General features: G+C 42.6%; 19 protein-coding genes. 12 read left to right on the plus strand and 7 right to left on the minus strand.

Annotation, left to right across the window (positions count from 1 at the left end; all coding sequences use genetic code 11):
* Nucleotides 1–24: 24 nt before the first annotated feature.
* Nucleotides 25–1218 carry a pyridoxal phosphate-dependent aminotransferase gene (locus tag KHS38_RS01500; RefSeq protein ID WP_213486347.1) on the minus strand — a complete coding sequence of 398 codons (1194 nt, stop codon included), beginning with the start codon at nt 1216–1218 and terminating at the stop codon, nt 25–27.
* A gap of 88 nt (nt 1219–1306) precedes the next feature.
* Between KHS38_RS01500 and KHS38_RS01505 the strand changes: the two genes are divergently transcribed.
* The 4 genes from KHS38_RS01505 to KHS38_RS01520 are packed head-to-tail and all read left to right on the plus strand — an operon-like array spanning nt 1307 to nt 4606.
* Nucleotides 1307–2284 (plus strand): cation diffusion facilitator family transporter, encoded by a 978-nt coding sequence (locus tag KHS38_RS01505; RefSeq protein ID WP_249665246.1) that lies wholly within the window; start codon nt 1307–1309, stop codon nt 2282–2284.
* On the plus strand, nt 2284–2724 hold the full coding sequence (locus KHS38_RS01510) for an NUDIX domain-containing protein (RefSeq protein WP_213486351.1): 441 nt from the start codon (nt 2284–2286) through the stop codon (nt 2722–2724). Before KHS38_RS01505 ends, KHS38_RS01510 begins: the two co-directional genes overlap by 1 nt.
* A complete protein-coding gene (gene bioA, locus KHS38_RS01515) occupies nt 2721–3986 on the plus strand; it encodes an adenosylmethionine--8-amino-7-oxononanoate transaminase (RefSeq protein WP_213486353.1) in 1266 nt (421 codons plus the stop codon). The genes KHS38_RS01510 and bioA overlap by 4 nt, the downstream gene beginning before the upstream one ends.
* A gap of 2 nt (nt 3987–3988) precedes the next feature.
* A complete protein-coding gene (locus tag KHS38_RS01520; RefSeq protein ID WP_213486354.1) occupies nt 3989–4606 on the plus strand; it encodes a hypothetical protein in 618 nt (205 codons plus the stop codon).
* Between the two features lie 78 nt (nt 4607–4684).
* Here KHS38_RS01520 and KHS38_RS01525 read toward each other — a convergent pair whose 3' ends face one another.
* The 3 genes from KHS38_RS01525 to KHS38_RS01535 form a co-directional block, all read right to left on the minus strand.
* On the minus strand, nt 4685–5329 hold the full coding sequence (locus KHS38_RS01525) for a DUF4412 domain-containing protein (RefSeq protein WP_213486356.1): 645 nt from the start codon (nt 5327–5329) through the stop codon (nt 4685–4687).
* 48 nt (nt 5330–5377) lie between these two features.
* The gene (locus tag KHS38_RS01530; RefSeq protein WP_213486358.1) at nt 5378–7483 is read right to left on the minus strand and encodes a ComEC/Rec2 family competence protein; all 2106 of its coding nucleotides are present in this window, start codon (nt 7481–7483) and stop codon (nt 5378–5380) included.
* 79 nt (nt 7484–7562) lie between these two features.
* Nucleotides 7563–7898, minus strand: coding sequence for a MerR family transcriptional regulator (locus KHS38_RS01535; protein ID WP_213486359.1), 336 nt, complete (start codon nt 7896–7898; stop codon nt 7563–7565).
* 98 nt (nt 7899–7996) lie between these two features.
* Here KHS38_RS01535 and KHS38_RS01540 point away from each other — a divergent pair, with 98 nt between their 5' ends.
* Complete coding sequence (locus KHS38_RS01540) at nt 7997–8980, plus strand: D-alanine--D-alanine ligase (protein ID WP_213486361.1); 984 nt, start codon at nt 7997–7999, stop codon at nt 8978–8980.
* A 65-nt stretch (nt 8981–9045) separates the two neighbouring features.
* On the opposite strand, the gene KHS38_RS01545 is transcribed toward KHS38_RS01540, so the two are convergent.
* Complete coding sequence (locus KHS38_RS01545) at nt 9046–9465, minus strand: acyl-CoA thioesterase (RefSeq protein ID WP_213486363.1); 420 nt, start codon at nt 9463–9465, stop codon at nt 9046–9048.
* Nucleotides 9466–9576: 111 nt separating this feature from the next.
* Between KHS38_RS01545 and KHS38_RS01550 the strand changes: the two genes are divergently transcribed.
* The 7 genes from KHS38_RS01550 to KHS38_RS01580 all read left to right on the plus strand — a co-directional run bounded on the left by KHS38_RS01550 (nt 9577) and on the right by KHS38_RS01580 (nt 16618).
* Nucleotides 9577–10530 carry an adenylyltransferase/cytidyltransferase family protein gene (locus KHS38_RS01550; protein ID WP_213486365.1) on the plus strand — a complete coding sequence of 318 codons (954 nt, stop codon included), beginning with the start codon at nt 9577–9579 and terminating at the stop codon, nt 10528–10530.
* Between the two features lie 100 nt (nt 10531–10630).
* Nucleotides 10631–10909, plus strand: a complete 279-nt coding sequence (rpsO, locus tag KHS38_RS01555; RefSeq protein ID WP_213486367.1) for a 30S ribosomal protein S15 — start codon at nt 10631–10633, stop codon at nt 10907–10909.
* Nucleotides 10910–11032: 123 nt separating this feature from the next.
* Nucleotides 11033–13189, plus strand: a complete 2157-nt coding sequence (pnp, locus tag KHS38_RS01560) for a polyribonucleotide nucleotidyltransferase (RefSeq protein WP_213486368.1) — start codon at nt 11033–11035, stop codon at nt 13187–13189.
* A 175-nt stretch (nt 13190–13364) separates the two neighbouring features.
* Nucleotides 13365–13643 (plus strand): hypothetical protein, encoded by a 279-nt coding sequence (locus KHS38_RS01565; protein ID WP_213486370.1) that lies wholly within the window; start codon nt 13365–13367, stop codon nt 13641–13643.
* A 78-nt stretch (nt 13644–13721) separates the two neighbouring features.
* A complete protein-coding gene (gene rpe, locus KHS38_RS01570; protein ID WP_213486372.1) occupies nt 13722–14387 on the plus strand; it encodes a ribulose-phosphate 3-epimerase in 666 nt (221 codons plus the stop codon).
* Nucleotides 14388–14525: 138 nt separating this feature from the next.
* Nucleotides 14526–15593: a 3-phosphoserine/phosphohydroxythreonine transaminase gene (gene serC, locus KHS38_RS01575; protein ID WP_213486373.1), complete on the plus strand. Its 1068-nt coding sequence runs from the start codon at nt 14526–14528 to the stop codon at nt 15591–15593.
* Nucleotides 15594–15667: 74 nt separating this feature from the next.
* Nucleotides 15668–16618: a D-2-hydroxyacid dehydrogenase gene (locus KHS38_RS01580; protein ID WP_213486375.1), complete on the plus strand. Its 951-nt coding sequence runs from the start codon at nt 15668–15670 to the stop codon at nt 16616–16618.
* A 91-nt stretch (nt 16619–16709) separates the two neighbouring features.
* On the opposite strand, the gene KHS38_RS01585 is transcribed toward KHS38_RS01580, so the two are convergent.
* Together KHS38_RS01585 and KHS38_RS01590 are read right to left on the minus strand one after the other, a co-directional pair.
* On the minus strand, nt 16710–18104 hold the full coding sequence (locus KHS38_RS01585) for an MBL fold metallo-hydrolase (protein ID WP_213486377.1): 1395 nt from the start codon (nt 18102–18104) through the stop codon (nt 16710–16712).
* A gap of 82 nt (nt 18105–18186) precedes the next feature.
* Nucleotides 18187–20049: an ABC transporter ATP-binding protein gene (locus tag KHS38_RS01590; protein WP_213486379.1), complete on the minus strand. Its 1863-nt coding sequence runs from the start codon at nt 20047–20049 to the stop codon at nt 18187–18189.
* Nucleotides 20050–20054: the final 5 nt, after the last annotated feature.

Consider the following 20054-nt stretch of genomic DNA (forward strand, 5'->3'; position numbering starts at 1 on the left):
TAACTTGAAAGCCTTAAACCAGTGCTATTGCAACTGGTTTAAGGCTTTTTTAATGCGTTTCATTGCCTCGGTAAGCTTGTCCTCAGCAGCGGCATATGATAAACGCATCGATTTCGGATCACCAAATGATCCACCGCCAACAACGGCTACGTGCGCATCTTGCAGTAAATATAAAGCCAACTCGTCAGCATCTGTAATAGTGCGGCCGTTATAGCTTTTTCCAAAAAATGAAGTTACATCCGGGAAAAAGTAGAATGCACCATCAGGTAAATTCACTTTTAGGCCTTCAATTTCTTTTAGCAGGTTGTAAACCAAATCACGACGGCGTTTAAACGCATCACGCATTTCCAATACCGATTCTAAACCGCCGTTGTAAGCCGCGGTTCCGGCACGTTGTGTAATGGAACAAGTACCTGAAGTGATCTGACCTTGCATTTTATCGAAAGCAACAGCCAGTTCTTTTGCCGATGCGGTATAACCAATACGCCAGCCCGTCATCGCATAGGCTTTTGAAAAGCCGTTGATGATAACCACGCGGTCTTTAATAGCAGGGAATTGTGCGATAGATTCATGACGATCTACATAGTTGATGTGCTCGTAAATCTCGTCGGACAGGATGTATACATGTGGGTGGCGTTCAAACACTTTTGCCAAACCTTCCAGTTCTGCTTTGTTGTAAACGCTGCCTGTCGGGTTTGATGGTGATGAGAACATGAACAGTTTTGTGTTTGGCGTTATAGCTGCCTCTAACTGTTCAGGGGTAATTTTAAAGTTTTGCTCAACGGAAGTATCAATAAAAACGCTTTTACCTTCGGCCAGCTTAACTACTTCCGAATACGACACCCAGTAAGGCGTAGGGATAATCACCTCTTCACCCGGATTTACCAAGCACAATACTGCATTGGCAATAGCCTGTTTTGCACCGGTTGACACAACAATCTCGCTTGCATCGTAATCCAAACCATTTTCATCCTTCAACTTATTAACGATTGCTTTACGCAGATCAGGGTACCCTGCAACAGGTGTATAGTAGGTAAAGTTATCATCCATAGCCTGTTTAGCAGCTTCCTTAATGTGCTCAGGGGTATGAAAGTCAGGCTCGCCAAAGCTAAGGCTGATTACATCAACGCCCTGGGCGGCCAGTTCGCGGCCTAATTTGGCCATTTTAATGGTCTGTGATTCAGACAAGTTGTTAATTCTGTCGCTTAGTACACTCATGATTATTATTCAAGTTCGAGCAAATATAGAAAATAACTTTTCTGCTACTTGCTGTGTTATTACTAAATTTGAACCTCATTTTTACACCTTGCAACAGAAAAGAAATATCATCATTATAGCGCTTGTAGTAAGTGTTGTATTAATGCTGGCCAAATTCAGCGCTTATTTTATTACCGCATCCAACTTTGTACTCACTGATGCCGCCGAAAGCATTGTTAATGTAGTAGCAAGTTCATTCGCATTTTTCAGCATCTACCTGGCTTCACGACCTAAAGACGAAAACCATCCGTATGGGCACGGCAAAATCGAGTTCTTCTCGGTTTTTATTGAAGGGGCCTTAATTTCCATTGCAGGATTAGGCATCCTTATCAAATCGGTTTACAGTTTATTTCACCCGACCACCATTCGCGATTTGCTGACCGGTGCTATCATTATTGGCGTAACAGGTGCGATTAACGGCGCGTTGGGTTATTACATGATTTATAAAGGCAAGGCGCTTAAATCTATCACACTGGAGGCTGATGGCCGTCACCTCCTTACAGATATGGTAACCAGTGGTGGCCTAGTGCTCGGCTTGTTGCTCATTCACTTTACCGACCGGGCTTGGCTCGATAGCGTTTTGTCAATAGCGGTAGGCTTATACATAACCTACAGCGGCTACAAGCTAATACGTACCTCGGTGGCTGGCTTGATGGATGAGGCCGATTTTTCGGTTGTGAACGATGTAATTAAGGTACTGAACGAGGAACGTAAAGAAGAATGGATTGATATCCATAATTTGCGTGCACAAAAGTACGGCCATGAGTTGCATATTGATTGTCACATGACGCTGCCAAATTATTTTGACTTGAACCGTGTGCACGAAGAAGTAGCTTTGGTTGATAAGCTGATCAATGAAAAGGCTGGTATTAAAACCGAACTCTTTATACACACCGATCCGTGTTTGCCGCAATGCTGTCATTATTGCAGTATGCCGAATTGCCCCATACGCAGTGAGGCCAAGCGCGTTGATATTGAGTGGACAATGGAGAAAATCACCCGTAACAAAAAACACTTTGAGCAGTAATGAAGATATTTAATGTAAGAGTGTATGGCCTGCTTATTAACGATAACCAGCAAATTTTGCTGAGCGATGAACAGGAGTATGGCCAGCGCTTTACTAAATTTCCGGGTGGTGGCTTGGAATATGGAGAAGGTTTGATTGACGGCCTGAAGCGGGAGTTTCTGGAAGAGTGTAACTTGCCTATCGAAATAACTGACCACTTTTATACAACCGACTTTTTTGTAAAATCGGCTTTTAATGATTCGCAAATCGTCAGCGTTTATTATAAGGTGAGGCCATTAGCACCAATCGGCTTTGTTACCAAGGAGCAACCATTCGACTTTGATGGTACACAAGAGCCGTTGCAGGCATTTAGGTGGAAGAAACTGACTGACCTGCAACCGCAGGACGTTACCTTTCCGATAGACCAATACGTGATCGACCTGATAAGAAAAGAAATATGACTTTAACCGAAAGAGACCAGAAAGTAATCTGGCATCCCTATACCCAAATGCTAACAGCAGCCCCACCCGTAGGAATTGTGAGGGGAGAAGGCGCCTGTGTGTATGACGAGAACAACAAATGCTATATAGATGCCGTGTCATCATGGTGGGTAAACATCCATGGCCATGCACATCCATATATTGCAGCCAAGGTAGCCGAACAGCTTAAAACTTTAGAACATGTAATTTTTGCCGGCTTTACCCATCAACCAGCTGTAGAGCTGGCTGAACGCCTATTGGCCATATTGCCGGATAACCAGCAGAAGGTATTCTATTCGGACAACGGCTCAACAGCGGTTGAAGTAGCGCTTAAAATGTGCCTGCAGTACTGGAACAATAAAGAGCAGCCGCGTACCAAAATACTGGCATTCAATAACGCTTATCATGGTGATACCTTTGGTGCCATGGCGGTAAGCGGGCGTAGCGCCTTTACGGCGGCATTTGAAAGCCTGCTGTTTGAGGTGGAATTTATTGACCTGCCCAGTGCCGGCAACATTGAACAACTGAAAAACCATATCTCCAGTCTAAAATCAACGTTAGCGTGTTTTATTTTTGAGCCGCTTGTGCAAGGCTCGGCCGGTATGCTGATGTACGAGGCTGAATACCTGGATCAGTTAGTGCAGCACTGTAAGCAAGAAGGCGTGTTTACCATTGCCGATGAGGTTTTTACAGGCTTTGGCCGCACGGGTAAGCGCTTTGCCAGCTATCATTTGCAGCCGCAACCTGACATTATGTGCTTTTCTAAAGGCTTAACCGGTGGTACCATGGCTTTGGGTATTACTACTTGTACGCAGCAAATTTATGATGCTTTCCTGTCCGGCGATAAGTTGAAAACGCTTTTTCATGGGCATTCCTTTACGGCTAATCCCATTGCCTGTGCAGCGGCCCTGGCCAGCATGGATTTGTTTTTATCACCCGAAACAGAAGGAAATATTAACCGTATTATTGAAAGCCACCAGGAATTTGCTGAACAAATTAAAACGCATCCCCGAGTAAAGGAAGTAAGGCAAACCGGTACCATCATTGCAATGGAGTGGGAAACAGGCGCAGATACTTCGTACTTTAGTAACTTACGCGATACGTTGTATAATTACTTTTTAGACGCCGGAATAATTTTAAGGCCGTTAGGTAACATCATATATATTTTACCACCTTATTGCATTACCAACGATCAACTCCAGTATATTTACCGCACCATAACCCAGGCTTTGGAAACAATATAACTATGGAATTAAAAGAACTTTTTGCTGCAATAGTGGATGATGATGTATTGCATGCGCGCTGGCTGAACACGCTTTCGTTAATGGAAAATACCGGCGCTCGTAAAATATCGGCAAGCGAAGATCCTGCTACCGTTACCTATATTATATTAAAGCATGCTGCCGAAGAGCACCGCCATGCTTTTTATCTGAAAAAGCAGATTGAAAAGATAGAAGCTGTTGATTGCCCAACCTATGCACCGGAATACTTGTTGGCAGCTAATCATAGCAAGCGTTATTTAAATCAGCTGGATATTGATGTATGCCGTTACTTAAAATCAAAATTAGATTTACAAGGTAGAGAGTTGCGCTTTGCCGCCTATCTGCTGGTTACTTATGCTATTGAGGTAAGGGCCGATGAGTTGTATCCGGTATACCAGGATGTACTTACCGAAGCTGGCAGCAAGATCAATGTGAAGTCCATCATCTTGGAAGAAGAGGGGCATTTAGAGGAAATGATCAACCAGCTGCAACAGTTTTCGGACGACTGGCAGGTGCATGCTGAAAAAGCCGTGGCCATAGAAACGCGCTTGTTCAACGAGTGGGTAAATAGTGTACGTGTGGAAATTCAAACAGCTGCCTGATAGGTAGCGGTTCTATAAAGCAAAACAGGCTGTTTCAGTAATTGAAACAGCCTGTTCTGTATAATGGCAGTGCAAAAACTATCTGCCGCCGCCCATAGCTTTCAAATCACTTAATGAAATTTTATCGAAACCTGCAGGGATACCAAAAGTACCGGCAGCAACTTTCGAACCGTCAATTGCTTTCAACGTGTTGGTTACTTCCTGTCCGTTTTGTAGTGCGGTGAACTGCACAGGGTAACCACCCGCCTTACCATACAATCTTTCGGCAGAACCCAGAGGGGCTTTAAAGTCAGTAGTTACCCAGGTATCGTATGACTTACCACTTTTCGGATCTTTGGCAATTACTTTTTTGCAATTGAAACCATTGATCTGCTTGGTTTCGTTGGTAGGTGTAAAAGTCAGCTCAGGTAACTGAGATTGAATTTCTTCAACTTCTGCCGGGGTAGCTACAGCTGCCTTTTTGATGTTAGCAACAGGCACATCCACAAGTACTGCAAAGTAATCGGTTTTGCTATTATTTAACAATTTTATAGTAGCCGGGCCTTGCTGGGTTACTGTAAGGCTTGAATCGCCTTTAAAGTAAGAAGTTGCTTCTACCTGCATACCACCAACACTGGCTGTATAAACAGCTTTACCTTCCGAATAAACTTTTTGCGCGCTGGCGCTCATTGCAGTTGCCGATAAAGCAATGCCAAATGCTACAGTTAAAAATTTAGTATTCATGTTTAATTATGTTCAATTAATATTAGTTGCCTTAAAGTTATAAACTTTTTAGTTAGATACAACAGTAAGCGCTTTGTTACGCTTCAGGGTAAAATATTTTATTCCTTTAGCATCGGCTTGCTTAGTCAGGCTGTCAATACGTTGCCTGGAGTTGTTAGCATCAATAATCAAAGTATCAAAACGAAAATTTTTGCTTAAGAAAGCAAGGTTTGTATGAGGGCTTCCCGTTACGAATAGATAATTGACTTGAAGTTTGTGATTTAGTTTAACCTCATCAATATGCTTATCAACTATAAGCAAGCGTTTGTTCCGAAACTGTACAAGATTCCTTTGCTTACGTACAAACGCAGTGCTTAGGTTTTCTCTCAAGCCCAAGACCCTGGTAGTATCAACTTGCAAACTGTCCAAACCGGGTTGTACACTGTATTGGTAATGCTTTTCGGTGGCTGTTAAATCTGTTATCACCACCGCCTCGGCTCCATTTTTAAATACGATACCCGTATGTTTCTTCAAGTTCAAAAATACCATTTCGTTTCCTGAGCGCTTAACTATAACCTTGAAAGCAAAGCTGATACATAATATCGAAATTAATGTAAATGCGCCAAGCAATTTCCACTGCCTTTTGCCAACGAAAGAGGCAACTACTAAACCAAGCAATAAGTATAGCAAACCGTGCTCAATAGGCGTGAGCCATAACTTACCTATACTGGCTGCAGGTAAATGCTCCAGGTATATCAAACCCTTGTTCATCAGCAGGATTGCATGCTGTAGTAACCATCCCAATGCAACACCTATATAAGGTACTTTATAAAGCATCAATAAGCTGATGCCACAAGCCATTATGAATTCGGAAGGAATGATAATAAAGAGGTTACTTATCAAAAAGTAAAGCGGAAACTGATGAAAGTAATAGGTGCTAAGCGGAAAGGTAATTAACTGGGCAGCTATAGATGCCGAGCACCAGAACCATAATTTAGTTAGCCATTTATTATCTGTTTGTATCTGTTTTATCAATAGTGGGTGTATTACAACTAAGCCAAAAACAGCAAGGTAAGATAGTTGGAAACCCACATCTGTTAGCAACAACGGATTATAAAGCAAAAGAATAAAAGCTGATATGGATAGTATATTCAAGGTGTGTGCCTGGCTGTTGGCTGCTTTTCCGATAATAACAAAACTGATCATTAATGCGGCGCGGCAAACAGCTGGTGAAAATCCGGTAAGCAATGCATAGCCCCATATTAATAAAATGGATAGCGTTGTGCCAAACCATTTGCCGTAAGCTTGCCGTTTAACAGGGGCTAACAGCAATGAAATAAACCAGAAAATAATGGCTACGTGCGCCCCTGATACCGATAACACATGTATGGTTCCGGTTTTAGAATAAGCTGCTAATACATCCGGACTCAAATCAGCTTTGTAACCAAGTATGAGCGTAGATGCAACTGCTGCCGCTTGGGTATCTGAAAGGCAGGTTTTGAAAACTGTGACCATTTGCTGCCGCAGATGCAGCGCGTAGGCAACTATTGCATTGCCCTGATTGTGCCTCACAATTACCGCTTGCTTGCTAACAATAAAGCTTTGCTGGTAAATATTTTGATGAGCGAGGTATTGCTTATAATTAAATTCAGCCGGGTTAAAAGGAGGATCTACCGCTTTGTAGTTGGCCGGTATCAGCAACAAGTCGCCATAATCAGCTGGTCGGCTATTACTGTCGGCAACAATAGTCAGCAACAATTTACCGGAAACCGGCTTTGCTTTATGGCGATCGATACATTTAATAACTTCGGCAGTGTATCTAAAAAACTGCTTGCTCTGTTTTGGCTCAGATGAAACTTTGACAAGCAGGTAATCAGCCTTCTGTTTGGAAAAGTGGTTGGCTCTATTAATTTGTATGTTTTGCACCAAACAAAGCCAGCCTGCTAAGGCAAGGGTAACGTGCAATAACCATCCGCCTAAGGTTGGGAAGCGATATATCTTAAGTTTATTGTAGAGAAAATACAGACTTATGGATACCGTTGCTGAACAGATAAAGCCATAAGTCAAAAAGGAAGCAACTCCTTCATTATGAAAATACAACCCAAGCACTATACCTGCTATGAAAGGCAGTAGTAAGATCAGAGCTGGAATTTCACTTTTGCGAATGAAGTGCATGCAGGTTTGGTTGTTGATATGCGCCGGAACAAATATGGCGGCATAAACTTACCATTTCCTGCGAAATGTTTGAACCCGATTATAGTTCATCACGAACCTCAAGTAGGAATTTTTTCAGATTTTCTAATGCGTTGATTACCGTCTGCTGAGATTTAGACTGATCTACATTGTTTCTTAAATGATCCTTGGCGCCTTGAATGGTATATCCCTTGTCTCGTATCAGGTGAAATATAATCTTCAGGTTTTCAATATCTTCCGGTGTAAAGTAGCGGTTACCCTTTTTGTTTTTCTTGGGCTGTAGTATATCAAATTCTTTCTCGTAATACCGTATCAGGGAATGGTTTACGTCGAACATGGCCGTTACTTCGCCCATGGTATAATACATCTTACTGATTTCGCGCTCTTTAAATGGCATAAGGCAAAGTTAAACTTTATTATGAAAGTAGATAAACGCTTTTGTGTTTTGAATGGTTTTAGTTCAACAGGAAAGCAAAATATTTATATTTGGCATGTATGACGAAGAAAAACATCGCCCTTTTGGCCGGCGGTTATACCGGCGAATATGAAGTATCCATCAACAGCTCTAAAAATATAGCAGCTAATCTGGATGCCGACTTATATAATGTATACACCATCCTCATCACGCGCGACCACTGGTTTCATCAGGCCGACGGTGAACATGTTGAGGTTGATAAAAACGATTTTAGCCTGACGCTTAACGGAATTAAGCTCAAGTTTGATATGGCTTTCATAACCGTACATGGCACACCTGGCGAGGATGGCAAACTGCAAGGCTATTTCGACATGCTGGGCATCCCGTACAATACCTGCGATGCTACTACTTCGGCCATCACCATGAATAAAGCTTATACCAAATCATTGGTTAAGAGTATCCATAATTTACACACAGCTAATTCATTACGTTTGTTAAAAAAGGACCTGCATGATGTAAGTACCATTGCATCGGCGCTGCAATTTCCTTTATTTGTAAAACCGAACAACGGTGGCAGCAGTGTGGGTATGAGCAAGGTGCACAATGTAGCTGCTTTGCCTGCCGCTTTAGACAAAGCTTTTCATGAAGATGAGCAGATTTTGGTTGAAGAGTTTATTAGCGGGCGCGAGTTCAGTATAGGTATCGCCAGACTTAAAGGTCAGTTAGTGGTACTGCCGGCTACCGAGATTATCAGCTCCAAGGAGTTTTTCGATTACGAAGCTAAATATACCCCCGGTGTAACCCAAGAAATTACGCCTGCGGATCTAACCGCTGAGCAGAATGAAGTGATCAGTAGCATTGTAAAAGAAGTATACCTGCGCCTGAATTGCCGCGGCATGGTTCGTGTTGACTTTATTTTACAGCAAGACACCGGCAAATTTTATTTTATAGAAATCAACACCACGCCGGGCCAATCAGCCAATAGCTTGATACCACAACAGGTAAGAGCAGCAGGCATGGATGTAAAAACTTTTTACGGCGAAATTATAGAGGGCGCTTTTTAGTAAATTAGAAGTACAGCGTCAAAAATATATTTTATGCTATATTCTTGACGCTGTATTTGCTATTGCTATTTCTGGTAATGTGCAACAATATCTTCCGGAATCCGGGCACCACGACCGGTTTTCATGTCAATCATCGTGTAATCAAACCAACCATCACAACACACCTTTTTAGTAGCTTTATTGGTGATAGTAAATGCTACACGGCAACCTTTGTCGTCAATAGTTTCGATGCCGGTACGCACTAAAAAATAATCGCCCATAACCAAAGGGCGCTTATAATCTACATGAGCGGTGCGCACTACCCAGCCAAAACCACGTTCCATGAATTTTTCCATCGCCATGCCATAGCAGGTATCCATCTGCTCATAACGGGCAGCCAGCACGTAATCAAAATACTTGCTGTTGTGCACGTGCCGAAACATGTCAATATCGTCGGGCCTTACACGGTGTTCGGTTTCAAAAGTGCTGTATTTTGGTTTTTCCATAGCGCAAATATATAGTTAAGTAATTTTGCCGCTTAATGTTTAGCTTCTCCATCGCTTTTTGGTGTTAAGATTAATGTATACCTTGCGGTATCTTAAACTTAAATGTTTAACATGAACTTATCTGCTATCCGGGTCAGGCTAACTGCACTTGGCATACCTAATGAAGTGTATGACCGTTATAACGAGCCGCATCGTTTTTACCACAGCAATGATCACCTGAATGATTTATTTCAGCAAGTTGCCGATCGGCAACTTGCTGACCATGACGCGTTATTACTAGCGGCTGTTTATCACGATGTAATTTACGACCCCAAATCATCCACCAACGAAGAGGATTCGGCTAGCTACTTCAACGATAATTACGCAGCTGATACAAATTTGAAGGCTGAAGTTTCACAGATCATATTGGATACTAAAACCCATCAGCCATCGTCTGAACTTTCTGCTGTTTTTTGTGAGCTTGATCTGAATATCTTGCGCCAGCCTTTTGATAAGCTAATCGCTTATGAGCATCAGATTTTTAAAGAATTTCAGTTTGTAGATTATAAAACCTATCAGGCCAAAAGGGTAGAGGTGCTGCAACAATTACGTAATACAGTCGATAACCCGGCGCTTGATATATTGATAGCGTATGTACAACATCGCCAGCCTAATATTGCTGTATACCCCGGTAGCTTTAATCCGTTTCATAAAGGCCATTATAACATACTGCAAAAGGCCGAGCGTATTTTTGATAAAGTAATTATTGCACGTGGCGTAAACCTGGCAAAAGAGCAATCAAATCATAACTTACCCGCAGCTTTGCAATACCACCAAGTTGAAAGCTATAGCACTTTGCTCACTGATTTTGTGGAACAATTAGGCTACCCGGTAACCATTATACGTGGTTTGCGCAATGGTACAGATTTGCAATACGAGCTAAACCAATACCGTTATTTGCAGGATTTGAGCAACTCGGCCATCAATATCGTGTCTATATTTTGTGATAGGGAATATGAGCATATATCCAGCACGGGCATTCGCCAACTGGCAGCTTATGGGCATGCCGAACAATATTTGCTGTAGTATGAATTGCGGTTAATTAAGCGTTTTGTTATGCCAATGCTTTTAATTATATTTGTGCGTTAATTAACAAAATTATTTAAGCTTTAATATTATTCAAGTAATGTATTTAAGTAAAGAAGCGAAATCTGAAATTTTCGCACAACATGGTGGCGCAGCTACCAACACAGGTTCGGCAGAAGGCCAAATTGCCTTATTTACTACCCGTATTGCACACTTAACCGGGCATTTGAAAAAAAACAAAAAAGATTTTGCCACTCAGTTATCACTGCAAAAATTAGTAGGTAAACGTCGTGCTTTATTAGCTTACCTGTACAAAAAAGATATTGCAAGATACCGTGCTATCATCAAAGCTCTTCAGCTGAGAGATATCATCAAATAATGCTTTACGATTTTTGAAAAAAAGCTATCCCTATTGTGGATAGCTTTTTTATTTTTGAAAGAAAATTTCACAATAAAACAGGTGCGCTCCCGAAGATGAAAAGCGCATCATATACAACAAACAATGAGTTACAATGCAATTAAAAAGGTAATCGATTTAGGTGACGGCCGCACCATTGAGATCGAAACCGGAAAACTGGCCAAACAGGCCGATGGCTCTGTAGTAGTAAAAATGGGCGACACCATGTTACTGGCTACTGTAGTATCTGCCCCCGAAGCAAAAGAAGGTATTGACTTTTTACCGCTATCGGTTGATTATCAAGAAAAGTATGCGGCTACAGGCCGTATTCCCGGCGGCTTTTTACGCCGCGAAGCACGTTTATCAGACTATGAAATTTTAATTTCACGTTTGGTTGACCGTGCATTACGCCCGTTATTTCCAGAGGATTATCATGCTGATACCCAGGTGATGATTTCATTAATTTCGGCTGATAAGAACATTATGCCGGATGCTTTAGCCGGCTTAGCAGCTTCGGCAGCGTTATCTGTTTCAGATATTCCTTTCAATGGTCCAATTTCAGAAGTACGTGTTGCCAAGATCGATGGTCAGTTGGTAATCAATCCAACACTGAGTGATTTGGAGCGTGCTACCTTAGAATTTATCGTAGCCGGTTCTGAAAACGACATCAACATGGTTGAAGGTGAAGCAGACGAAATTCAGGAAGAGGAAATGGTTGAGGCTTTAAAGTTTGCGCATGCTGCTATTAAAGACCATTGCCGTATACAAAGAGAACTGACTGAAGCTGTCGGCAAAACTCAAAAACGTGTTTACTCACACGAGCATAGCAACGAAGAGTTGAAAAAACAGGTTTATGCTGCAACTTATGACAAAGTATACGAAGTAGCTAAATCAGGTTCATCTAAACATGAGCGTCACGAAAAGCTGAAAGAAGCACGTGATGCCTTTATTGCTACTTTAGGTTTAGAGATTGACGATGTAACAAAAAGCCTTGCCAAAAAATACTTCCACGATGTTGAGTACGATGCCGTACGCAACCTTATTCTGGACGAAGGCAAGCGTTTAGATGGTCGTCAGTTAACTCAGGTTCGTCCTATCTGGAGCGAAATTGATTACCTGCCTGCGGCACACGGATCTGCTGTATTTACCCGTGGCGAAACGCAATCATTAACCAGCGTTACCTTAGGTGGTAAAGATGATGAGCAAATGATTGACGGTGCATTCATCAACGGTTACAGCAAATTCATTCTGCATTACAATTTCCCTGGTTTCTCAACCGGCGAGGTTCGTCCTAACCGTGGTCCGGGCCGTCGTGAAGTTGGCCATGGTAACCTGGCTATGCGTTCATTGAAAAAAGTATTACCTCCGGAGGATGAGAATCCATATACTATCCGTGTGGTATCTGATATTTTAGAATCGAATGGTTCTTCATCAATGGCTACCGTATGTGCGGGTACCTTAGCGCTGTTGGATGCTGGTGTTAAATTAAAATCACCTGTATCTGGTATTGCAATGGGCTTAATTACTAACGAGGAAACCGGTAAATATGCGGTATTGTCAGACATTCTGGGTGATGAAGATCACTTGGGTGATATGGACTTTAAAGTAACCGGTACAACTAAAGGTATTATTGCCTGCCAGATGGACTTGAAAATCAATGGCCTGTCATACGAAGTATTAGCTGAGGCTTTGATGCAAGCAAAAGAAGGTCGCTTACACATCCTGGGCGAGATGGCTAAAACCATCAGTGCACCTCGTGAAGACTATAAACCATTTGCGCCACGTATCGTTACCCTGAAAATTGATAAAGAATTTATCGGTGCAGTTATCGGTCCCGGTGGTAAAATCATTCAGGAGATGCAACGCGAAACCGGTGCTACCATCAATATCGAAGAAAAAGACAACCAAGGTATTGTTCAGGTATTTGCTGACAACAAAGCAGCAATTGATGCAGCGGTATCACGTATCCGTGCCATTGCTGCCAAACCAGAAGTAGGCGAAACTTACGAAGGTAAAGTAAGATCAATCATGCCTTTTGGTGCCTTTGTTGAGATTATGCCAGGTAAAGACGGCTTACTGCACATTTCAGAGATTGACCACCGCCGCATCGAAACGATGGATGGTGTATTTGAAGTAGGTGAGATGGTAACTGTAAAATTGCTGGATATCGACAAGCAAGGCAAGTTAAAATTATCACGCAAGGCATTATTGCCAAAGCCACCTAAGCCAGACGCTCCTAAAAAAGAAGAGAATCAAGCTTAAGGCATAAAGACCTTAGTCTTTAAACCCTATACCTAAAATTAAATCAAAAAGGTATAGGGTTTTTTCATTTATTTCGTTTAATTTGTAAACCTGAAAAACAAGCTGTTGATTGAATCCGAGTTTTAAATGAATATTCAAGAAACATTAGATATCTAAGCTCGATCCTATTGAAAAAATGACATCTGCTACCAATAGTGATCCTTTGGATTTCTTGAGTAACAGTGTTCCTGGCAGTTCGCCGGGTGGGCCACAGGCCGATTTAATACAACTGTTACTTTACGAAATTATTAGGGTCAAAGAACTTATAAAGTACTACGAATCCATTCCCAATGGCGCAGGCCAGTTGGGCGCATCTATACTGCAGGAACTTGTTTCAGAAGCTTACCAATCATTGGTGAACTATGATACCATCCTGATGAAAAAGTATTATGACCTGTTGCTTAATTGCGACTGATACCCTCACTTTGCCTTTTTCACAACCTATTTTTTGTTTAACAACTCATGTATTGCTATTCTGCCTATATTTGAAGGCATGAAGCACTTGATTGCACCTTCTATTCTTGCAGCTGACTTTGCCAACCTGCAGCGCGATATAGAAATGATAAATGAGAGTCAGGCCGACTGGATACACGTTGATATTATGGACGGCCTGTTTGTTCCGAACATATCTTTTGGCTTTCCAGTTGTTGAGGCCGTTAAAAAGAATGCTACCAAACCTCTGGATGTACATTTGATGATCAATGATCCGGATCGTTATTTGCAGGCGTTTAAAAACGCCGGTGCCGATAACATTACCGTACATTACGAAGCCTGCACCCACCTGCACCGTACCATACATGCCATTAAGGATATGGATTGCCTGGCCGGCGTTGCACTTAACCCGCATACACCTGTAGCTTTACTGGAAGATATAATTGCCGATGTTGATTTGGTTTTAATTATGTCAGTTAATCCCGGCTTTGGCGGGCAACGCTTTATTGCCAATACCTACCGTAAAATTGTTCAGCTAAAACAAATGGCTGCATCTGCCAATCCAACCCTGCATATTGAAGTGGATGGGGGCGTTGGCTCTGCTAATGCGGCACAACTAATTGCTGCTGGTGCCAATGTGCTGGTAGCCGGTAATTCTGTTTTTGCAGCCGAAGATCCAACGGGCGCTATTGCCGCACTTAAAAGAGCAAATGAGTCTGTGGCATAATTTGGTCCATACCGCAGAATTCCACATAAGGTTATTTACAAAATCTTAACATAAGCTACTAAGTTAATAGAGTAAATTTTTAACTTCGGCCTGTTGCAAATCAGCAACGCTTAGTTATCTATATTTATTTAAAATAATATGAAACATAACTTTGGTGCCGGCCCCGGCATCTTACCTCACGAAGTATTAAAGCAGGCTTCACAAGCTGTGGTTGATTTCAATGGAAGCGGATTGTCAATTCTGGAAATATCGCATCGCTCTGCTGACTTTGAAGCTGTACTTGCTGAGGCCGTTAAGCTGGTAAAGGAACTGCTTGAAGTTCCGGAGGGTTACTCTGTACTATTTTTACAGGGTGGTGCAAGCACGCAGTTTGCCATGGTACCTTATAACCTGCTGCCTGATGGCGGCAAAGCGGCTTATCTGGAGTCGGGTGTATGGGCAAACAAAGCTATTAAGGAAGCTAAATACTTTGGTACACCAGAGATAGTGGCCACATCCAAAGAAAGTAATTTCACCTATATTCCAAAAGACTATACCGTACCTGCTGATGCAGCGTATTTTCATATTACCTCAAATAACACCATCTACGGTACACAATTGCATGAGTTCAAGCCATCACCCGTGCCAATGATTGCAGATATGTCTTCTGATATATTTAGCCGTAAGTTTAACGTGGCCGATTTTGGTTTAATATATGCAGGCGCGCAAAAAAATATGGGCCCTGCAGGTGTAACCCTGATTATTGTTAAAGACGAGATACTGGGCAAAATTGACCGCAAAATTCCATCCATGTTCAATTATCAAACATTGATAGGCGGGGGCTCTATGTATAATACGCCACCAGTGTTTGCTATCTATGTATCTATGCTTACCATGAACTGGTTGAAAGCAAAAGGTGGCGTAGCCGCTATTGAAGAAGAGAACAATGCAAAGGCAGCCATGCTATACCGCGAGATAGACCGCAATCCACTATTTAAAGGTGTTGCTGCGACCGAAGATCGCTCAAAGATGAATGTATGCTTTGTAGTGAACAATCCGGACCATGAAAAACCATTCCTGAAATTGTGTGATGATAAAGGAATTGTGGGTGTAAAAGGGCACCGTAGCGTTGGTGGTTTCAGAGCATCAATTTACAATGCCTTGCCATCTACAAGCATTCATGTGCTTATTGATGCGATGCAGGAATTTGCAGAAAAGAACAAATAATATGAGATGCTGGATGACTACAATTATATAGCATCATTCAGCATTTTATTTTGCTACTATATAACCCTTCACTAATGATAAAACTATTAGCTAATGATGGTATTGATCCGGTTGGCAAGCAAATGCTTGAACAAGCTGGCTTTATAGTTGATACCACCCACATACCACAAGAGCAACTACCGGAAAAATTAAAAGAGTACGATGCCATTACCGTACGCAGCGCTACTAAGGTACGCAAGCCATTGATCGATGCTTGCCCTAATTTAAAGCTTATTGGTCGTGGCGGTGTTGGCGTAGATAATATAGATGTGGCTTATGCTGTCGAAAAAGGCATAGCCGTACACAATACGCCTGCTGCATCCTCAGCATCTGTAGCGGAATTAGTTTTTGGTCATTTATTTACAGGCGTGCGATTTTTAGCAGATAGCAATCGCAAAATGCCTGTTGACGGCGCTGTTAAATTTAATGACTTGAAAAAGGCATACGCAAAAGGAACTGAACTGCGGGGCAAAACATTAGGCATATTAGGTTTCGGCCGCATTGGCCGGGAGTTAGCTAAAATTGCTTATGGTGTTGGCATGGAAGTTTTAGCTTTTGACCCAACGCCAACCGTAACTGAGCTTGAATTAGTTTTAGGTGGAGGTGTAAAGGTAATGGTACCGGTTAAATATGTGAGCAAAGAAGAGCTGATTTCTCAAAGTGATTTCATTTCTTTGCACGTGCCATTCAGCGACAAGCCGATTATTGGCGCGGATGAATTCACCGCGATGAAAAGCGGCGCCGGACTGGTAAATTGTTCGCGTGGTGGTACTGTAGATGAGGATGCATTGATTGAGGCACTTAACAGTGGCCACTTAAGCTTCGCTGGCTTAGACGTATTTGACAACGAACCTACGCCTCGAACAGATCTATTACAACATCCTAAAGTATCTCTTACGCCTCACATAGGTGCATCAACCAACGAAGCGCAGGAACGTATAGGGGTGGAGCTGGCAAGCTTGATCATAAATCACTTTAACAAATAATAAGTACTGCGAGTAAATACAAAGGCCCGTAAAATATTTTACGGGCCTTTGTATTTACTCGCAATTTACGTGCTTGTCAGGGGCATAAACTTTATAGGTTATAAGCTACACCTTTCTCCGGTATAGTTACCTGATAGCGGTCTTGCTCTAATGCATCGGCCAGGGCCTGCATACTTTCGGTTTCGCCATGCACTAAAAACACGCGTTTCAGCTTGTCGGCTGGGTTTTGTTTTACCGTATTTACTAAATCCTCGTGGTCGCCGTGCGCGCTGAATAGGTCTGTCTTTTTGATAGTGGCGTATACAGCCAACTCGCGATCTTTGATGTGCACAATGGGATCGCCACGTAATAACCGATAACCTAAGGTGCCTTTAGCACAATACCCGATAAACAAGATGGTACAGTAATAATTCTGTATGTTATTGTATAAGTGATCCTGTATACGGCCACCTTCCAGCATACCGGCAGAAGATATGATGATGCATGGCTCGAAGTAGTTCGATATCTGGCGGCTATCTTTTAGATTTTCTATATACGTCAAATTCTCAAACTCAAACTCATCGCCTTTAGCTTTATAAAAGTCCTGTGCGTCATCGTTCAATAGCTCATGATATTTACGGAACACCTGTGTAGATGCGTTAGCCATTGGGCTATCCACAAACACTTTCACAGGTGGCAGTAGGCCGCTGCTAAATATTTTGTTTAGCGAAAAAACCAATGCTTGCGTACGCCCGATACTGAATGCCGGTATAATTAAACGGCCCGACTCTTTGATACAGGCTTTCTCTATCGTTTCAATCAGTACCTGTTCAACGGTTTGATCTTTAGTATGGAAGCGGCCACCGTAGGTTGATTCTGATACCAGATAGTCAACCTGAGGCAATGGTTGCGGATCGTTTAGCACCGGGTAATTGAAACGGCCTACATCGCCGGTAAAACCAATTGTTTTTTCCGCACCATGGTCATTCACTTTCAGTATTGCGGCAGCTGCTCCCAGCAGGTGGCCAACAGGGATAAAGGTAAGTTCCACATCGCCATTCAGCCTGAAAGGCTTGTTGAAGCCAATGGTTACCATACGTTCCATAGTATCCATCACGTGCTTTTGCAAGTACAACGGTTGCTGTTGATGGTGATGCTTTTTACCGCCGCGGTGCTTACGACGCTTATCCTGCTTACTCATGAAAATGCTTACCGAGTCCATCAGTAAAAGCTCGGTTAATTCGGCTGTAGGCGGGGTACACAAAATTTGCCCGTCGAAGCCCATACGTATAAGCGTAGGTAAATTACCAGAGTGGTCTATATGTGCATGCGTCAATATAACCACATCAATTTCTGATGGATTAAAGGGAAACTCTTCGTTGGCTTGTATGCTGCGGTCTTTTTCATAATCCAATCCGCAATCAACTAAAATCTTATACTGGTCAACCTCCAGCAAATGCATGCTGCCGGTAACCTGACGGGCTGCCCCGTGTATAGTTAATTTCATTTTTGTATGTAAAGTAAATGCCTGATAAGGTTTATGCATCCCTATCAGGCATAATCTATAATCGTTAAAACGAATAATTTGTTTATTCGGCTACCGCTGATGGGGCTTTTTCGCCTGCAACACTGCTCTCAAACTGTAAATGGCTCAGGTAGCGATACAAGCCCTGCTCATGAGTAATCAGTTCTTCGTGCGTGCCGCTTTCCACAATTCGTCCTTTTTCAAGTACTACTATCTTATCAGCCTCGCGTATGGTTGATAAACGGTGAGCGATGATGATAGAAGTACGGCCTTTCATCAACTCTTCCAATGCTTCCTGAACCAAACGCTCTGACTCAGAATCCAGCGATGATGTGGCCTCGTCTAAAATCAGTATCGCAGGGTTTTTCAACAACGCACGTGCAATGGCAATACGCTGGCGCTGGCCGCCAGACAATTTAACGCCGCGTTCGCCCACCACAGTATCATAACCTTCAGGAAAACCTATGATAAACTGGTGTGCATTGGCACGTTTAGCAGCTTGTATAACCTCTTCACTGGTTGCATTACGCTTGCCGTAAGCAATGTTTTCTAATATTGTACCGCCAAAAAGCAAAACATCCTGCGGAACAATTGCCACCTGGTTACGGATATCCGTAAGCGCATACTCGCTGGCTGCTTTACCATCAAACAGCATTGCGCCGCTCTGCGGATGGTAAAATTGTAATACCAACGATGCCATGGTTGATTTACCGGAGCCACTTGGCCCAACGATAGCCACCCGTTGCCCTGCCTGCGCTTCAAAAGATACATCTTTCAAAACCTCAATTTCAGGGCGGGAAGGGTAGTGGAAGTTTATATTGTTAAACGACAAATTGCCGTGTATTTGTTGTTTGATGGCATTTTCGCTTTCATTGATCGACACCTCTTCACCTTGTTCAGCCAATATTTCCAAAACTCGTTCGCTGGCGCCTACAGCCTTTTGCACGTTGGCATACAGGTCTGGAAAGCTACCCATTGCAGCGCCAACAAAGATAGAGTACATAATGAAGGTGGTTAGATCACCGGTATGCATCTCGCCGTTACTAACCAGAACCGATCCGTACCAAATAACGCCTACAAACGTACCGAACATACAGAAAACAATAAAAGAAGCGAATACGCCACGAAACTTGGCGCCACGTACGGCAATGTTTACTACATCACGCAGGTTTTTGTCATAACGACCAGCCTCAAACGCCTCATTCACGAAAGCCTTCACGTTGGCAATGCCCTGTAATGTTTCTTCTACAATGGTGTTTGATTCCGCCAGCTTATCCTGCGCCTGGCGCGATAGGTTACGGATGAAACGCCCAAATACTACTGCGAAGGCTATCAGTACCGGCAGTATTGCCAAAACAGCTAAGGTTAACTTAATAGATACGATAACAAGTAATACAACACCGCCAATCATCAACACCAGTTGTCTTATTACTTCGGCAAAAGTGGTGGTAAGGGTATCCTGTATCTGCGAAAGGTCGGCCGAGATACGGCTGTTCAACTCACCAACACGGCGGTTGGCGAAAAAGTTCATAGGCAGGGTAACCAGTTTAAAATAGGTATCGCGTCTGATATCTGCCAACGATTTTTCGGCTACCTGTACAAACCATACCACTCTAAAGAATGATACACAGGCCTGTGCAAATAACAGGATAAAACCCGCAATGGCAATGGAATTTAAACTGCGTGGTAAAAATTTGTATTTATATATGCCTTGTGCTGCATCTATAAGTGCACCAAGTATGGCCGGAAATACCAGCGCCACCAGGCTTGATAAAAAAAGGAAAAGTAAACCGGCAATAAATTTGCCTTGATAAGGTTTAATATAACTAAGCAGCCTGCTAACGTTTTGCAGACTCTGTTTGTTTAATTTAGCTTTTGGTAGTTCTTTCTCTGCTGCGTTCCCACTATTCAATCGTGCTCTTGCCATAGTAT

The organism is Mucilaginibacter sp. Bleaf8, from assembly GCF_018390515.1.
GTDB lineage: Bacteria > Bacteroidota > Bacteroidia > Sphingobacteriales > Sphingobacteriaceae > Mucilaginibacter.